Origin of the sequence: Streptomyces spirodelae (genome assembly GCF_017676385.1) — a bacterium.
Classification (GTDB): domain Bacteria; phylum Actinomycetota; class Actinomycetes; order Streptomycetales; family Streptomycetaceae; genus Streptomyces; species Streptomyces spirodelae.
This window is the reverse complement of sequence record NZ_JAFFZN010000051.1, coordinates 1-13703: the sequence shown is the minus strand read 5'-3', so window position 1 is coordinate 13703 and position 13703 is coordinate 1. Positions and strand designations below refer to the sequence as shown.

The 13703-nt window shown below is 70.6% G+C and carries 15 protein-coding genes; 7 read left to right on the top strand and 8 right to left on the bottom strand.

Translation table 11 applies throughout. The features are described 5' to 3' along the window. Positions 1 to 154 precede the first annotated feature (154 nt). Entirely contained in the window at positions 155 to 1705 is a 1551-nt protein-coding gene (locus JW592_RS31915; RefSeq protein ID WP_209268775.1) for a hypothetical protein, read from the top strand. On the opposite strand, the gene JW592_RS31910 is transcribed toward JW592_RS31915, so the two are convergent. Beyond that, positions 1681 to 2772: a substrate-binding domain-containing protein gene (locus JW592_RS31910; RefSeq protein ID WP_209268779.1), complete on the bottom strand. Its 1092-nt coding sequence runs from the start codon at positions 2770 to 2772 to the stop codon at positions 1681 to 1683. The genes JW592_RS31915 and JW592_RS31910 overlap by 25 nt on opposite strands. Before the next feature lie 467 nt (positions 2773 to 3239). On the opposite strand from JW592_RS31910, the gene JW592_RS31905 reads away from it, so the two are divergent. From JW592_RS31905 to JW592_RS31890, 4 genes are all read left to right on the top strand, one after another. Then, positions 3240 to 5876: an ATP-binding protein gene (locus tag JW592_RS31905; RefSeq protein ID WP_372446612.1), complete on the top strand. Its 2637-nt coding sequence runs from the start codon at positions 3240 to 3242 to the stop codon at positions 5874 to 5876. After that, on the top strand, positions 5857 to 6333 hold the full coding sequence (locus JW592_RS31900; RefSeq protein ID WP_209268774.1) for a roadblock/LC7 domain-containing protein: 477 nt from the start codon (positions 5857 to 5859) through the stop codon (positions 6331 to 6333). Before JW592_RS31905 ends, JW592_RS31900 begins: the two co-directional genes overlap by 20 nt. Before the next feature lie 173 nt (positions 6334 to 6506). Continuing rightward, a complete protein-coding gene (locus JW592_RS31895) occupies positions 6507 to 6989 on the top strand; it encodes a DUF742 domain-containing protein (protein WP_209268777.1) in 483 nt (160 codons plus the stop codon). Next, positions 6937 to 7551 carry a GTP-binding protein gene (locus JW592_RS31890; protein WP_209268773.1) on the top strand — a complete coding sequence of 205 codons (615 nt, stop codon included), beginning with the start codon at positions 6937 to 6939 and terminating at the stop codon, positions 7549 to 7551. The genes JW592_RS31895 and JW592_RS31890 overlap by 53 nt, the downstream gene beginning before the upstream one ends. Positions 7552 to 7661: 110 nt before the next feature. Here JW592_RS31890 and JW592_RS31885 read toward each other — a convergent pair whose 3' ends face one another. The 7 genes from JW592_RS31885 to mca all read right to left on the bottom strand — a co-directional run bounded on the left by JW592_RS31885 (position 7662) and on the right by mca (position 12387). Further along, a complete protein-coding gene (locus tag JW592_RS31885; protein ID WP_372446611.1) occupies positions 7662 to 8261 on the bottom strand; it encodes a snapalysin family zinc-dependent metalloprotease in 600 nt (199 codons plus the stop codon). Positions 8262 to 8449: 188 nt separating this feature from the next. Continuing rightward, positions 8450 to 9454 (bottom strand): SMI1/KNR4 family protein, encoded by a 1005-nt coding sequence (locus tag JW592_RS31880; RefSeq protein ID WP_209268772.1) that lies wholly within the window; start codon positions 9452 to 9454, stop codon positions 8450 to 8452. Positions 9455 to 9755: 301 nt separating this feature from the next. Then, a complete protein-coding gene (locus tag JW592_RS31875; protein ID WP_209268771.1) occupies positions 9756 to 10028 on the bottom strand; it encodes a hypothetical protein in 273 nt (90 codons plus the stop codon). Next, the gene (locus JW592_RS31870; RefSeq protein ID WP_209268770.1) at positions 10025 to 10378 is read right to left on the bottom strand and encodes a DUF6247 family protein; all 354 of its coding nucleotides are present in this window, start codon (positions 10376 to 10378) and stop codon (positions 10025 to 10027) included. Before JW592_RS31870 ends, JW592_RS31875 begins: the two co-directional genes overlap by 4 nt. Positions 10379 to 10470: 92 nt before the next feature. Next, positions 10471 to 11160, bottom strand: coding sequence for a peptide-methionine (S)-S-oxide reductase MsrA (gene msrA / locus JW592_RS31865; protein ID WP_209268769.1), 690 nt, complete (start codon positions 11158 to 11160; stop codon positions 10471 to 10473). Positions 11161 to 11213: 53 nt separating this feature from the next. Continuing rightward, positions 11214 to 11504: a hypothetical protein gene (locus JW592_RS31860; RefSeq protein ID WP_209268768.1), complete on the bottom strand. Its 291-nt coding sequence runs from the start codon at positions 11502 to 11504 to the stop codon at positions 11214 to 11216. A 4-nt stretch (positions 11505 to 11508) separates the two neighbouring features. Continuing rightward, on the bottom strand, positions 11509 to 12387 hold the full coding sequence (gene mca, locus JW592_RS31855; RefSeq protein WP_209268767.1) for a mycothiol conjugate amidase Mca: 879 nt from the start codon (positions 12385 to 12387) through the stop codon (positions 11509 to 11511). Positions 12388 to 12563: 176 nt separating this feature from the next. Here mca and JW592_RS31850 point away from each other — a divergent pair, with 176 nt between their 5' ends. Both JW592_RS31850 and greA read left to right on the top strand, forming a co-directional pair. Continuing rightward, positions 12564 to 12995: a DUF4307 domain-containing protein gene (locus JW592_RS31850; protein ID WP_209268766.1), complete on the top strand. Its 432-nt coding sequence runs from the start codon at positions 12564 to 12566 to the stop codon at positions 12993 to 12995. Positions 12996 to 13182: 187 nt separating this feature from the next. Continuing rightward, a complete protein-coding gene (gene greA, locus JW592_RS31845; RefSeq protein WP_209268765.1) occupies positions 13183 to 13680 on the top strand; it encodes a transcription elongation factor GreA in 498 nt (165 codons plus the stop codon). The last annotated feature ends 23 nt before the right edge of the window (positions 13681 to 13703 follow it).

Here is a 13703-nt window from a genome sequence, read left to right as displayed (position 1 = left end):
CCCCTCGGCGCAAGCCGAAACACAAACGGGGCGTGCGTCCACAACGCGGCGGGCCACCCCGTGAGGGGCCCGCGTCCACAAGCGGGGGCACCAAGGGAGGGGCACCAGGCGTGGCCTACCCGGACCCGCGCCGCGCCAGCGAAAAGATGCCGCCATGTCATCATTTGTGCGGGTCGACCGGCGATGGCTGGCCGCAGCGTGCGCCGCATTCGGCGCACTCTCCTTGGCCATCGTGCCGCCCGAACTCCCCCTCGGCTGGGACGAGCTCGTCTATGCCAGCCGCTTTCCCGCGTTCGGGCCGGAAACGCCGTTCAGCGCGCCCCGGACGAGGGGAGCCCCGCTGCTCATCGCTCCGGTGGCAGCCATCAGCGACTCCGTGGTGCTGTTGCGCTGCTATCTGACCGTCGTGGCGTCGCTCGCGCTCTACCTGGGGTATCTGCCATGGGTGCGGGCGGTCGGGCGCCGTTGGGTCGTGCCGTTGGCGGCAGCGCTGTACTCAAGCGTGTGGTTCGCGCTGTTCTACGCGGGTGCGGCGATGCCCAATCACTATGTGGCGATGGGTCTGACAGGCGCCGTCGGCTGCTGCGTACGCCCCGCTGCGGCCGAGCCCCGGTCGCGTACGTACGCCGCCATGGCACTGGCGCTCGGCGGTGCCACACTGATGCGACCCAACGACACGGTGGGACCCGCCGCCGTGCTGCTGGTGGCGGCGACGTGGGCCGTCGGCAGAGGGCGCTTGTCCCGCGCCCGGGCAGCGCGGGGCAGCGCAGCCCTCGCCGGCGGCCTCCTCCTCGGGGTGCTCCCCTGGGCCGTGGAGGCGCGGCTCCGTTTCGGGAGCGTACTGGAGCGCGTGCGGGAGGCCGGCGAGATCCAGGGCGGGATGCGCCCCCACCTCTCCCTCCACACCCTGTGGCAGCACGCGGCCGCCCTCGACGGGCCGCTGCTGTGCCGCCCCTGCACGGGCGTGGACGTCGGGTGGGCGTCCGCAGGCTGGTGGCTGCTGGTCCCGCCGCTGGTGGCCCTCGGCATCCGTGCGGCGCGCCGGGACGGCCGTACGGCGCTCGCGCTGCTCCCGGTCCTGGCAGCCGTGGCCGTGGCGGCCCCGTACCTCTTCCTCATGAACTACGCGGCCCCGCGCTTCCTGTTGCCCTGTTACGCGCTGCTGGCGCCGGTCGCGGCGCTGGGGGTGAGCAGTGCCCTGCGGTGGGCCCGCCGGGCGGGGCGGCTGCGAGTGCTCGTGCCGCTCGGCGCCGCGGTGGCACTGCCGCACCTCGCCTTCCAGCTGCACCAGTTGCAGCTGCACTCCGGCATCCAGGCGGCGGCCCGCCACGACTGGCAGCGCATGGAAGGGGTGTTGCGCGCCCACGGCGTACGCCCGCCCTGTCTGCTGGCCGGGAACAGCTCCACCGTTCCCGTCGCCCACACCGCCGGCTGCCGTCCCGCCTCCGTGGGCCGCCCGCACGCCCTCGTGCTGCGTCAGGTCCCGCTCCCCGCCTGGGCGGCCCGGGCGGGCTGGCACCTCCACCCTGTGCCGGGCACCTACAACCCGGGCTGGCGCGTCGCCGTACCGCCCCGCCGGGTGGTCAGCCCCGCAGCGCTGTCAGCGGTTCCGACGGCACCCGCACGGACTTCGGCTCAGAATCACCGGTCAGCAGTCGCCGACAGCGGCGGGCAGGCGCCTCAGGAGTTCCAGATCCGGCGGTAGGTCTGGCGGTAGCCCTCGGAGTCCCAGGAGAGCGCTCCGCCGCTGTTGGCGGCGGTGGAGATGTGGACAGGGGCGACGTATCCGCTGGCCGGTGCGTCGACGAAGGCGCGGTTGAACTCGTCGACGATCTGCCAGCCCTGTTCGGACAGCGGCTCGGGCACGGTTGCGGCCTGGTACTTCTTGCCGTTGATGCGCTCGAAGGCCGACGGGTCGCCGTCACCGGCGCCGATGTTGTGCGGGGCGCCGGCTCCGTCCTTGCCCGCCGCGCGCAGCGCGGGCGCCGCGTGGCCGAAGTACAGGTCGTTGATGGCGGCCGAGTGGGTCCACTTGTCCCCGAACCGGGAAAGCAGGGCCGAGACCTCCTTGGTGGAGCGGGCGTTGGCCTTGGGGATCGGGAGGTTCTTGTAGCTCAGCAGCTTGACGTCGGAGCAGCCGTCGAGCCGCTTCTTGATCAGGTCGGACTTGCGCTTGGCGAACGGTATCGAGGCGTCCGTGAACAGTACGACGCCCGCGCGCCCGTTGGACTCGGCGATGATCCAGTCCGCGCTGATGCGGGCGACGTCCTCCACGCGTGAGGTGACGTTGGTGAACAGGTGCAGCTTTTCGCTGGGGCCGGGGGCGGGGGTGGCGTGCCAGCCGATCACCGGGATGCCGCGCCTTTCGGCCTGCTCGACCTGTTTCTTGACGGTCCCCGGGTCGAAGCCGCCGACGACGATGCCGTCCGGATCGAGGGCCAGGGCCTTGTCGAAGGCGGCCTTGAAGCCTTCGGGCGTCCCCTTGCCGTTCAGGGTGCGGGCGCGCCATCCCACGACCTTGGCGGCCTCCTGGACGCCCTGGGCGACCCCGGTGACGCCGGGGTTGCTGAGGGTCTGTGCGAGGTAGACGATGCTCTTTCCCCGCACGGCCCGGGGCCCTGAAGTGGGACCGGTCCAGGGCGCGTCGACGTCCTCGGCCTTCTTGACCGCCCGTTCGGCCCTGGCCAGGGCGGTGGGGCACCCGGGCTCGACGGTGCGGCTGTGGGACGCGGTGGTGTCGGGCTCGCAGCCGGCGGTGGCGGCCACGGCCATGAGCACGACGGCCGTGACGACCGCCTTGCGGGATACGACCGCCTTGGGGGTGGGGTACACAGTTCTCCTCGCAGGGCAAGAGAGGATACGGACGGCTTGGCCGAAGGCGCGGGGGAGGGACAGCGTACGGGTGGTGGCGGCTCGACGGGCAGCCGTGGGCACCCCGTCTCCAGGTCTGAGCGGTTTTCCCATGCACGAAAACGCCACAAAGGGCGCAGACTTCGTGTCACGAAGTGAGCGATGTCTTGCATGTACGCGCCCGGACGGTAGTGTTCACCGCCCCCGGGCATGTGGCGCGATCTTTTCGCTCGCATGCGCTGTGCGTTCGGCTCGCCTCGGGCTGCGCGCTCGTATGCGCTGTGCGCTCGCAGGGATGTGCGCCGCCGCGCGCCCCGGGGCGCCGACGGCCGGCGACAGCCACACCTCGGTCATCGCTCGAAGTGCACGGAAGGAGGCCAGGGGCGTCTGTGGACACAGTGGACCCACCGCGCGAACGAGACTTCTCCTCGCGCGCACCCCTGACACCGAGGTTCCGCCGACGGGCGGGAGTCCTCCTGGACCGATGGCCGTTCCGGCGGAAGCTCAACGTCCTGGTGATCGTGCCCGTCGTGGCGGTCGGCGTGCTGCTCGGCCTCAGCGTCAACAGCCAGGTGCAGCGCGCTCAGGACGCCGACCGCATCGCGGATCTGGTGCGTGACAGCAAGCAGGTCACCCAGCTGATCAACGAACTCCAGGCCGAACAGCGGCAGGCGCTGCTGCTGTCCGTACGGCACGAGTCGACCCGGCCCGGCGGCACCCTGCCGTCCACCACCGCCTACCGCCGGGCGCAGCGGACCACCGACAAGCAGGCCGAAGCCGTCCGCTCGGCGTTCGGTGCCGGCCTGCCGAAGGACGAGAAGCGGGCGCTGGAGTACATCCAGGGCCTGGCCGTACTCCGCGACAAGGTCGAGCGGGGCTCGGTCCCCGCGGCCGGCATCTCGCCCGCGTACGCCGCTGCGGTCGGCTACCTGATCGACGGAGTCGGACTCGACCGCTACTCCGGCACCGAGGCGTCCACGGTCACCGGTCTGCTGGACGCGGTACTGCGCGCCGACGCGGCTCACGCGGCCTTCGAGAGCGGGGTGTTCTCCGCGCAGACCCAGGACGCCAACGCGCTCACCGAGTACACCCGCGCCGTCGGAGCACACGAACTCTTCCAGCACCAGGCGGAGCGATTCAGCAGAATCGCCACCCGGAAACAGGTCCTCACCCTCAGCGGGATCGAGCGCCAGGCCGAGGAGAACGGCGTGGACGCCCAGTTCGCCGAGCTGCGGATCGACCCCAGCTCGCTGCAGGGTCAGTCCCCGCGCGCACTGCGCAAGTCGATGGCCGCCGGTACGCGGCAGGCCGAGGCCCGACTGGAGATCACCGGCTCGCTGATCGAACAGACAGCGGCCCGCGCCGACGAGCTCTCCGAGAGCGCCCTGCGCAAGGCGCTGGCCCTGCTCGGTCTCGCGCTGCTCGGGTTCGTGGCCTGGCTGGCGTTCTCCGTCCTGGTCCGGCGCTCGGTCGTCCGCCCGCTCACGGCGCTGACCGGAGCGGCCCAGGAGGTCGTCGAAGTCACCGGGGAGGAACTCGCCCGGGTCGACGAGGACGACGACGAGTCTGCGGACAGCACCCCGCTGCGGCCGCACCCGATCCCCGTGCCGGTCCGCGACGAGGTCGGCGACCTGGCCGAGGCGTTCAACCAGGTGCAGGTCACCGCCGCGGCGCTGCTGGAGCGGCAGGTGCTCAGCCGCCGCAATGTCGCAGAGATGTTCGGCAACGTCGGGCGCCGCGTCAGCAACCTCACCTCCCGTCAGCTGATGCTGATCGACGCCGTCGAACGCGAGGAGAGCGACCCCGAGGTGCTGGAGCGGCTCTACCGCATCGACCACCTCGCCGTACGGCTCCAGCGCAACGCGGACAGCCTGATGCTGCTCGCCGGAATCCGCGAGACCGAGGTGGAGGCCCGGCCGACCACGCTGGCCAACGTCCTGCGGGCCGGGCTCAGCCAGATCGAGGCATACCAGCGGGTGTCCCTGCGGGCCGAGGCCGATCCGACGGTCGCGCCCGACGTCACCGGCGACCTGACGCTGATGCTCGCCGAACTGCTGGAGAACGCGGTCACCTTCTCCCCGTCCAACACCTCTGTCGAGGTCGTCGTCCGGCCCGGAACGGACGTCACCTCCGACGGCGGCGCGCTGATCGAGGTCATCGACCACGGTCTCGGCATGAGCGCGGAACGCCTCGACGAGGAGAACGCCCGGCTGATCCGCCGCGAACGGCTCGACCTGGTGCCGACCAAGGTGCTCGGCCTCTTCGTGGTCGGAAGCCTCGCCCGGCGCTGGGGCATCCGCGTCGCCCTCAGCCGCACCCCGGGCGGCGGTATCACCGGCACCGTGTGGGTGCCCTCCGCACTGCTGCTGAGCCCGAGCCCCACGGAGCCCACACCGGTCCGGCCCATGGACGGCGCAGTCGAGGCCGCGCCGGGACTCCCGGCCACGTCGGAGCGGGGGCCGGCGGAACAGGGAGCCTCCACGGAGCTTGCTGTCGCGCCCGCGCCGGGGGTGGTGCCCGTTGCCACGGAGGCCGGTGAGTCCGCCGAATCCGCGGAGACCGGTGAGTCCGCCGAGCCCGGCAAGTCCGGCGCCCCCGTTCCGGCCTCCTCCGGCACGCCCAGGCGGCGGGTGGCGGCCCCGGCGCGGGACGGTGGCCTTCCCCGGCGTATCCCGTCCGGACAAGGGCAGCAGCCCCCGTCCGGGCAGGAGCAGCAGGCCCTGTCCGACAAGGGGCAGCCGCTCCCGGCAGGCCAGGGGCCGCAGCCCGCTGAAGCGCAGACCCCCAGGCCACTGCGACGGCGAGTACGAGGAGCGACCCTTACCATGACCACCCCACCGGCCGACCGGGGCATCCCGGCCGTGCGCCAACCCGTCGACGCCGAAGCGGTCCGCTCGGAACTCGACGAGTTCGAGGCGGCCGTGCACAGGGCGGAGCAGGACAGTGCCTCCGCCCCGGCACAGCCGCCGACGCAGCAACACCAGCAACCCCCGAAGGAGCCGGGCAGTGAGCACGCCGACAGGTAACAGCAGTTCCGAGCGGGCCGAGGCCACCGACCTGCGAGCCGCGGTGGCCGACTTCACCTGGCTGCTCGACAGGTTCGCCACCCAGACCGCAGGCGTCGTCGACGCCATCGCGGTCTCCTCGGACGGCCTGTTGATCGCCGTCTCCCAGCCGCGCGAACAGGACGCCTCCGAGCGGCTCGCCGCTATCGTCTCGGGCATCACCAGCCTGGCCGCCGGAGCCTCCGGCAACTACGGCCTCGGCGGCCTCAACAAGGTCATCATCGACCTGGAGGGCGGCCACGTCCTCGTCTCGGCCATCGGCTGCGGTGCCGTCCTCGGCGTGGTGGCTTCCAAGGAGGCGAAGCTGGGCAACATCGCCTACGAGATGACCCTCTTCGCCAACCGGGCCGGGTCCGCGCTCACCCCCCAACTGGTGCTGGAGCTCAAGAAGAGCGCCGGTGCGGCACCGGCCGGCTGACCGGCCGCCCGTGACCGGCCGCCCGGTCGGACCAGGACACGACGCGGAGACAGGGGTGCAGGCACTCGGAAGGGATCGTGATGGCCGCCGGTGAACCAGTACCGCACGAGGCTGCGGGCAGCGCGGCGGACGGTACGCCGGACGGCGCGCCGGGCAGGGGGACCGGCGGCAGCGTGCCCGGCGGCTCAGGGCCGGGCGGCCCCGAGCCGGTTGGCCCCGGTCCGGTTGGCCCCGGTCCGGTCGACGTATCGGTCGACGCCCCGGCCGACGAGCCGGTCGGCCGCGCCCCCGCCATCCGGCCGTTCCTGCTGACCGCCGGCCGCGTCTCGGGGCGCGGCGCGGCGACACCACTCCCGGTCGAGACCCAGGTCCTGGCGACCGCGGCCGGACTGGCCGCCCTCCCCTCGCTCACGTTCGAGCACCACGACATCGTGGCCGCCTGCCGACGGCCGCAGTCGGTGGCGGAACTGGCCTCCCGGCTGCGGCTGCACCTGAACGTGGTCCGCGTACTGGCCGACGACCTGCGTACCGCAGGGCATCTGACGGTCCATGTGCCGAACGCGAAGACAGCCCAGGACATCTCCGTACTGCGAAGGGTTATCGATGGTCTCCGTGCCGTCCCCGACTCACGGGGCTCACTCCGGGACAGCGGTTGAACAGCCGCCGCTGCCGGTCAAACTGGTCATCGCCGGTGGCTTCGGGGTCGGCAAGACGACGGCCGTCGGCGCGATCTCCGAGATCCGCCCCCTGACCACCGAGGCCGCGATCACGGAGGTCGCGGCGGGCGTGGACGACCTCACCCACACGCCCGGCAAGACCACCACCACGGTCGCGATGGACTTCGGCTGCATCACCATCTCCCCGACCCTGAAGCTCTATCTGTTCGGCACACCCGGCCAGGACAGGTTCGGTTTCATGTGGGACGACGTGACCGAGGGAGCCCTCGGCGGCCTGGTGATCGTGGACACCCGCCGCCTCGACGACTGCTACGCGGCGGTCGACTACTTCGAGCACAAGGACATCCCCTTCGCCGTCGCCGTCAACGCCTTCGACGGGGAGCTCCAGCACGACCTCGACCAGGTGCGCTGGGCCCTGGACATCTCCGACCACGTCCCGCTGATCGTCTTCGACGCCCGCGAAACCGGCTCGGTCCGCGACGCCCTGCTGGTCGTCCTCGAGGTAGCCCTCACCCGAGCCCAGAACGCCGCCGCGAACTGAGGCCCGGCCTCGGTGCCGCAGCCGGACGGCTGGTCCGGCCGGCAGCAGCTCTCCCGGCCCGCACGGTGCCCCCGCCCCGCTGGACGGGAGGCACCGTGTCCGCGCCGTGATCAGGCGGCGACGGGTCGGTCCTGGTACAGCCGAGGCTCGTACACCGCCGGACTGGCGCCCGCTGAGGCGAAGTTGTCCTCGACCGCGGCCCGTTCTCCGGCGTCGGGCTGCGCGTTGGTGCACTCGACACCGGCCGACGCACCGGACATGAGGCTGCTGCACGGCCCTGGCTTCATGTCGGGAAGCCCCAGAATGTGGCCGAGTTCGTGCGCGGCGATACGGACGGTGTCGTGACCCTCGTCAACCGCCTGCCGCCCCATCCATATGGTGCCGTTGCCCAGGCTGGTGGTGCGCGCTCGCGGCCAGCCGTCGTCGGCGAGTATCTCGATGCTGGCCCGGTCGCCCGACGCGGCCGGCTTCAGTCGGACGTTCTCCACGCTGCCGTTCCAGACCGCCGCGCCCTTGTCGACCGCGTCGACGAACTCCGCGGCTCCCGAGGCGTCGTACGTCAGGACAACTGCGGCGGTGTGCGCTGCGGGCGCGGGCGCGGACGCGGGTACGGATGCGGGTGGGGGTGCGGCGGATGCCTGGCTGACGGTCCAGGACAGAGCCACCACAAGCATGGTGGTCAACACCCGCGCGGCGCTTCTGAGTGTCACGGTGATCCTCCTGTGGGGGAAGGTGTGGGGGTGGGTGGGGAATCATGCTCATGACAGTGCACAGTGCATCAGCGCCCCTGCCCCCTCCGCGGCCATCCCAATCCACCACCGTCAGCCAGGCGTTCGAATGCCGCCACGAGGAACGGCGGCACTGCCGTGGCCACGAACGGGAGACGGCCCGCCTCTCATCAGAGCGGCCGGGCATCGAAGGGGCCGTCGGAGCCGGGTTCGAACGTCGCGCCCAGGTCGTACTGCGCGATCCCGAAAGGTGGAAAATCGGCATCGGCAAGGACGCGGTAGAGGAACTCGGAGGTGGACATGGCGTACCGGTGCCATGGGCCGCCGTCATGGGACCGCGCAAGGACGGGGTGATCGCCCGGCCGCTCGGCATCGATCAGCCAGCAGTACTCGTCGGCCCATTCGGTGGAGCCCCACGTAACCACCCCCTTGCCGCCCGGCGCGTAGACCGCATAGGGCTCGACGGCGGAGATGTCTCCGTACCTGTTGTCCTGGTCGACCGAGAGGGAGAGCCGCCACTGCGTCAGGAAGTTGAACGAGACGCCTTGGTCGCGCCCCAGAAAGTAGACGCATTCGCTGAAGACGCCGCCGCCGAACGCCTCGCAGAGCTCCTTGTAGTCCGCGGGCAGCGCGACCCCCAGCTCTCCCTCGATCGCCGCCCAGTCGACGGAGAGCCCGAGCGGCTTCCACCCGGTCGACTCGATCACTCGCTGAACCCACGTGGAACCATCTTCGGGCAGTTCGGTCCCCACTTCTGCTGCGATCTCCGCCCAGGGTTGCGCGGTGTCTCGTGGCGGTGCGTCCGGCGAGGGCGCAGCCCCCTCCGCCACGAGCGCCACCAGCTGCTCGCCGTCCCCGGCACGGACCACACCGCAGCCGATCCACCGACTGCCGGACGCCCACCCGCGCATCTCGACCAGCTCCCCGGCGAACGGAGCAAGGAGCGGCAGCCCGGTCCGCTCGGTCACCGTCGGATCGGCGTAACCGCCCATGGCGAGGTTGCGCAACTGCCCGTACCGACGGCTGAACGCCTTGAGGAGAGTCGACAGGTCGATTGCGTCGGAAACAGGCAGGCATATATGCCCCGCCGGGTGCCCGGACCGGCCGCACACCAATTCCTGCCCGCCCGGCCCAACCAAGGAGTCAACGGCGTCGAGCAGTTCTTGTTCGCCCATGGTCAGAGAGTGAAACACATGCCACAGACAACGAGCCGGGACTGCGACCCAGCTGACATCCACGACTGACAGCAGTGAGGACGAACGGCGCCGCACACAAGCGTCCTGCTTCGGAGTCGAGAAGCCTTGCCAGTCAGGGGCCGACCTCAGGCCCCTGACGCCCCCCGGCTCGCGCCTGAGCGGGGGCGTTCGTCACAGGGGTCACTCGTCCGTGGAGTCAAGCCCTACCGGACAGGTCACGCCCGTGCCTACGAGGGTGAGCTGCCAGGTGCCCGTCCGCTGTGCTCGGTGGTGGGTCGGCCTAGATTTCGGGGAACGGCGGCATGATGCGGACGATCACGATCAGATGGTCTCTGGGTGATACCAGGAAGTAGAACCAGCCGCCGGCCGCGTCCATACGACGCAGACCGCCCGGTCGCGGGCTGTTGCCGAAGTGGCTGACGTCGACCCCCATCCCGGCCAGGTCGGCCAGTTCCCCCGCGAGACGCTCCACTTCGGTCACCACGTGAGCGGGGATGCCGCCCGCCACGTGCGCGTGATCGGGGTCGTACTCCCAGCGCCAGTCGGTGCTCACCGCGCCGGCAGGCCGAGCGCGGCGTGTGCATCATCGAGGATCTTGCCGATAGCGGACGCGGCGCGTCGGGCCTGTGGCGCGTCACCGGTCTCCGCGGTGTCCTCCCAGCGACGGAACTCTTCCGCGAGACTCGGCTGCCGCTGAATGTGGACGTGGACGGCCCACTGAGCGATGAACCGCTGGAGAGGAGCGAGGTCGGAAGCCTGACGGGACTGATCGGCGGCCTGGTCCAGCTCCCGTGTGAAGGCCGGCAGGGCGGCGGGTGCGATCTGCGCGATGGCCTGGCGGAGGGCCGTGACGGTGGCAGGCGGCTGAGGGATGAGTGGCTGCCCGGCACTGGAGGTGGTCATTGCTGCTCCCATGGGCGAGATTCCGATCCCTGGGAGCAGCGTATCGAGTGCGGGCCCGAATACGTCGCCCGAACGAGTGAGGGTGCGGTGCTTCAGCTTCCAGCAGGGGTTATGCCGGTGGGGCAAGACCCACCACCCGGGTCACTCAGCTTGACGCCCGTGCCACCGATGCCGCAGTAGCCGCCGGGGTTCTTGTCCAGGTACTGCTGGTGGTAGCCCTCGGCGGGGTAGAAGGGGCGGTCGGTGGCGGGGAGGATCTCGGTGGTGATCTCGCCCAGGCCGGAGGAGGTCAGTACCTGCTGGTAGGCGGTACGGGACGCTTCGGCGGTGGCAGCCTGCGCGTGGGAGTGGGTGTAGACCGCTGAGCGGTACTGGGTGCCGGTGTCGTTGCCCTGGCGGAAGCCCTGGGTCGGGTCGTGGGCCTCCCAGAAGCGCTTGAGCAGGGCTTCGTAGGAGATCTTCGACGGGTCGAAGACGACGCGTACGACCTCGGTGTGCCCGGTGAGGCCCGAGCAGACCTCCTCGTACGTCGGGTTGGGGGTGGAGCCGCCCTGGTAGCCGACCAGAGTCGTCCAGACACCGTCGGTCGTCCAGAAGACCCGCTCGGCGCCCCAGAAGCAGCCCATGCCGAAGTCGGCGATCTCCAGGCCCTCCGGGTACGGGCCCTGCAGCGCCGTACCGAGCACGGTGTGGCGTTCGGGCACCGTGTACTCCGGCTCCGGGCGGCCTTTGAGGGCCTCATCGGGGGAGGGGACGCGGTTTTTGAACCTGCCGAACAGCATGTCGTTCTCCAGACGGACGGCGGGCGGACGGCGGCCGGGCGGCGGCCGGGGCGTCAGCCCTTTCGCTTCGGTGGTGCCGAGGCGGCGGCCTCGGCGGGGGCCTCGGCGGAGGCGGAGTCGTCCGCCGAGGCCCCCGCGGACTTCGCGGAGCTCTCGCCCTCCGCGGGCTGCTCCTCGAAGTCGACGCGATTCATGTGCTTGTTCATCGACTTCATCAGCATCCACACGGCGGCGCCTATCACCGCGAAGACGATGAAGCCGAGCACACCGGGGGTCACCTTGTTCTCGTCCAGGTCCTTGGCCAGCGGGAGGACCTGGACGAGCGTTGTCTGCGTGGGGCTCATACCGTCAATTCTCGCGGATCCCCGCGAAGAGGTCGTCCTCGGGGAGGGAGGTCTCCACCCGGGACTTGGCCAGTTCGTACTCCTCGGTCGGCCAGACCTCCTTCTGGATCTCCATCGGGACCCGGAACCAGCCGCCGTCGGGGTCGATCTGCGTGGCGTGCGCGATCAGCGCCTTGTCGCGGATCTCGAAGAACTCGCCGCAGGGTACGAAGGTGGTGATCTGGCGCTCCTTGATCCCCATCTTCTCCCAGCGCTCGAGCCACTCGGTGTACGGCGAGTCCAGGCCGCGCTCCAGCATGGCGTTGTGCATCGCCATGGTCCGCTGCCGGTTGAAGCCCTGGTTGTAGTAGAGCTTCTGCGGCTGCCACGCGGGGCCGAACTCCGCCTCCGGGTACTTCTCGGTGTCGGCGGCGTGCTCGAAGGCGACCATCGAGATCCTGTGGGTCATGATGTGGTCGGGGTGCGGGTAACCGCCGTTCTCGTCGTAGGTGGTGATCACCTGGGGACGGAACTCGCGGATGAGCCGTACCAGCGCGCCGGCGGCCTCGTCCACGTCCTGGAGGGCGAAGCAGCCCTCCGGCAGCGGCGGCAGCGGGTCGCCCTCGGGCAGGCCCGAGTCGACGAAGCCCAGCCACGCCTGCTTCACGCCCAGGATCTCCCGGGCCTCGTCCATCTCCTTGCGGCGCACCTCGTGGATGTGCTCCTCGACGTAGGTGTCGCCCTGGAGCTTCGGGTTGAGGATGGAGCCCCGCTCTCCCCCCGTGCACGTCGCGACGAGCACGTCCACCCCCTCGTCGACGTACCTCGCCATGGTGGCCGCGCCCTTGCTCGACTCGTCGTCGGGGTGCGCGTGCACGGCCATCAGTCGCAGTTGCTCAGTCACAACTCAATCCTCATAGGTCAAAGCGGCTCCGCCATCGGCCCGGCCCGCCCGCGGCGGTTTCGGGAACGGCTTCTATAGTGACCGAATCAGCACCGCGATGTATTCCCGGTACACCCCGCTCAGCTCCGGCCGGGCCCGCAAGGAGCCGCCGGAGCCCATGCCGAGAGGAACGGACCATGGTTGACCTGCGCCAACAGGTCCCCGAAGGGCGTTACGGGCGTACGTCGAGCGGCGCCGGGGGTGGGACAGCGGGCGCCGAGGCGCGCACGGACCGTCGACTGAGGATCACCGGCGGTGTGCTGGGTGTGCTGCTGCTCGCGCTGGTCGGCTGGATCGGGATCTCCTACGTCTCGGGCCAGGACGTCAGCGGCGAGGTGATCAAGTGGAAAGTCGCCTCCGACAGCGCGGTGCAAGTGCATCTGGAGGTGCGCAAGGACGCGGACGTCGCCGGTGTGTGCACGCTGCGTGCTCGCGCGGAGGACGGCAGCGAGGTAGCCCGCAAGGACGCGGAGTTCCCCGCGGGGGCCTCCCGCGTCGACAAGGTGGTCCCGATGCGCTCGACGGACCGCGCCACCAGCGTGGAGTTGGTGGGCTGCCAGAAGAAGTGAGCCCGGTGGCGGCGGGGCTCACCGGTATGTCCGGTCGACCACGCTGACCTGCGGCGGAGTCCGGGTCTTCTTCCCTTTTCCGCCGAAATTGTTAAGCTCGTGGTTTCGCCCACCAGTGAAGGCGCACCCTTTCTGGTAGGGCGTTTGCTGCATCAGCTGATATCCCCAGTACCGACGAGGAGCACCTGTGACCCAGACCAGCGACAACGTCACCTGGCTGACCCAGGAGGCGTACGCCCAGCTCAAGGCCGAGCTGGAGTACCTGTCGGGTCCTGCACGCACCGAGATCTCCAAGAAGATCGAGGCGGCTCGCGAGGAGGGCGACCTCCGCGAGAACGGCGGGTACCACGCGGCCAAGGAGGAACAGGGCAAGCAGGAGCTGCGGATCCGCCAGCTTCAGCAGCTCCTGGAGAACGCCAAGGTCGGTGAGGCTCCGGCGGACGACGGTGTGGTGGAGCCCGGCATGGTGGTCAAGATCGCTTTCGACGGCGACGAGGACGACACCGTCACCTTCCTGCTGGCGTCCCGCGAGTACGCCAGCTCGGACATCGAGACGTACTCCCCGCAGTCGCCGTTGGGCTCCGGTGTGATGGGCAAGAAGGTCGGTCAGGACGCCGAGTACGAGCTGCCGAACGGCAAGATGGCCTCCGTCCGCATTCTGGAGGCCAAGCCCTACCGCAGCTGAGTCGCATGGGGCAGCCCCCCCCG

Excerpts from the sequence above, each read along its gene's own strand:
- JW592_RS31915 (WP_209268775.1), top strand. The coding sequence starts at position 155 with ATGTCATCATTTGTGCGGGTCGACCGGCGATGGCTGGCCGCAGCGTGC.
- JW592_RS31910 (WP_209268779.1), bottom strand. The coding sequence starts at position 2,772 with ATGGCCGTGGCCGCCACCGCCGGCTGCGAGCCCGACACCACCGCGTCC.
- JW592_RS31890 (WP_209268773.1), top strand. The coding sequence starts at position 6,937 with ATGGTCTCCGTGCCGTCCCCGACTCACGGGGCTCACTCCGGGACAGCG.
- JW592_RS31880 (WP_209268772.1), bottom strand. The coding sequence starts at position 9,454 with ATGGGCGAACAAGAACTGCTCGACGCCGTTGACTCCTTGGTTGGGCCG.
- JW592_RS31870 (WP_209268770.1), bottom strand. The coding sequence starts at position 10,378 with ATGACCACCTCCAGTGCCGGGCAGCCACTCATCCCTCAGCCGCCTGCC.
- msrA (WP_209268769.1), bottom strand. The coding sequence starts at position 11,160 with ATGCTGTTCGGCAGGTTCAAAAACCGCGTCCCCTCCCCCGATGAGGCC.
- JW592_RS31860 (WP_209268768.1), bottom strand. The coding sequence starts at position 11,504 with ATGAGCCCCACGCAGACAACGCTCGTCCAGGTCCTCCCGCTGGCCAAG.
- JW592_RS31850 (WP_209268766.1), top strand. The coding sequence starts at position 12,564 with ATGGTTGACCTGCGCCAACAGGTCCCCGAAGGGCGTTACGGGCGTACG.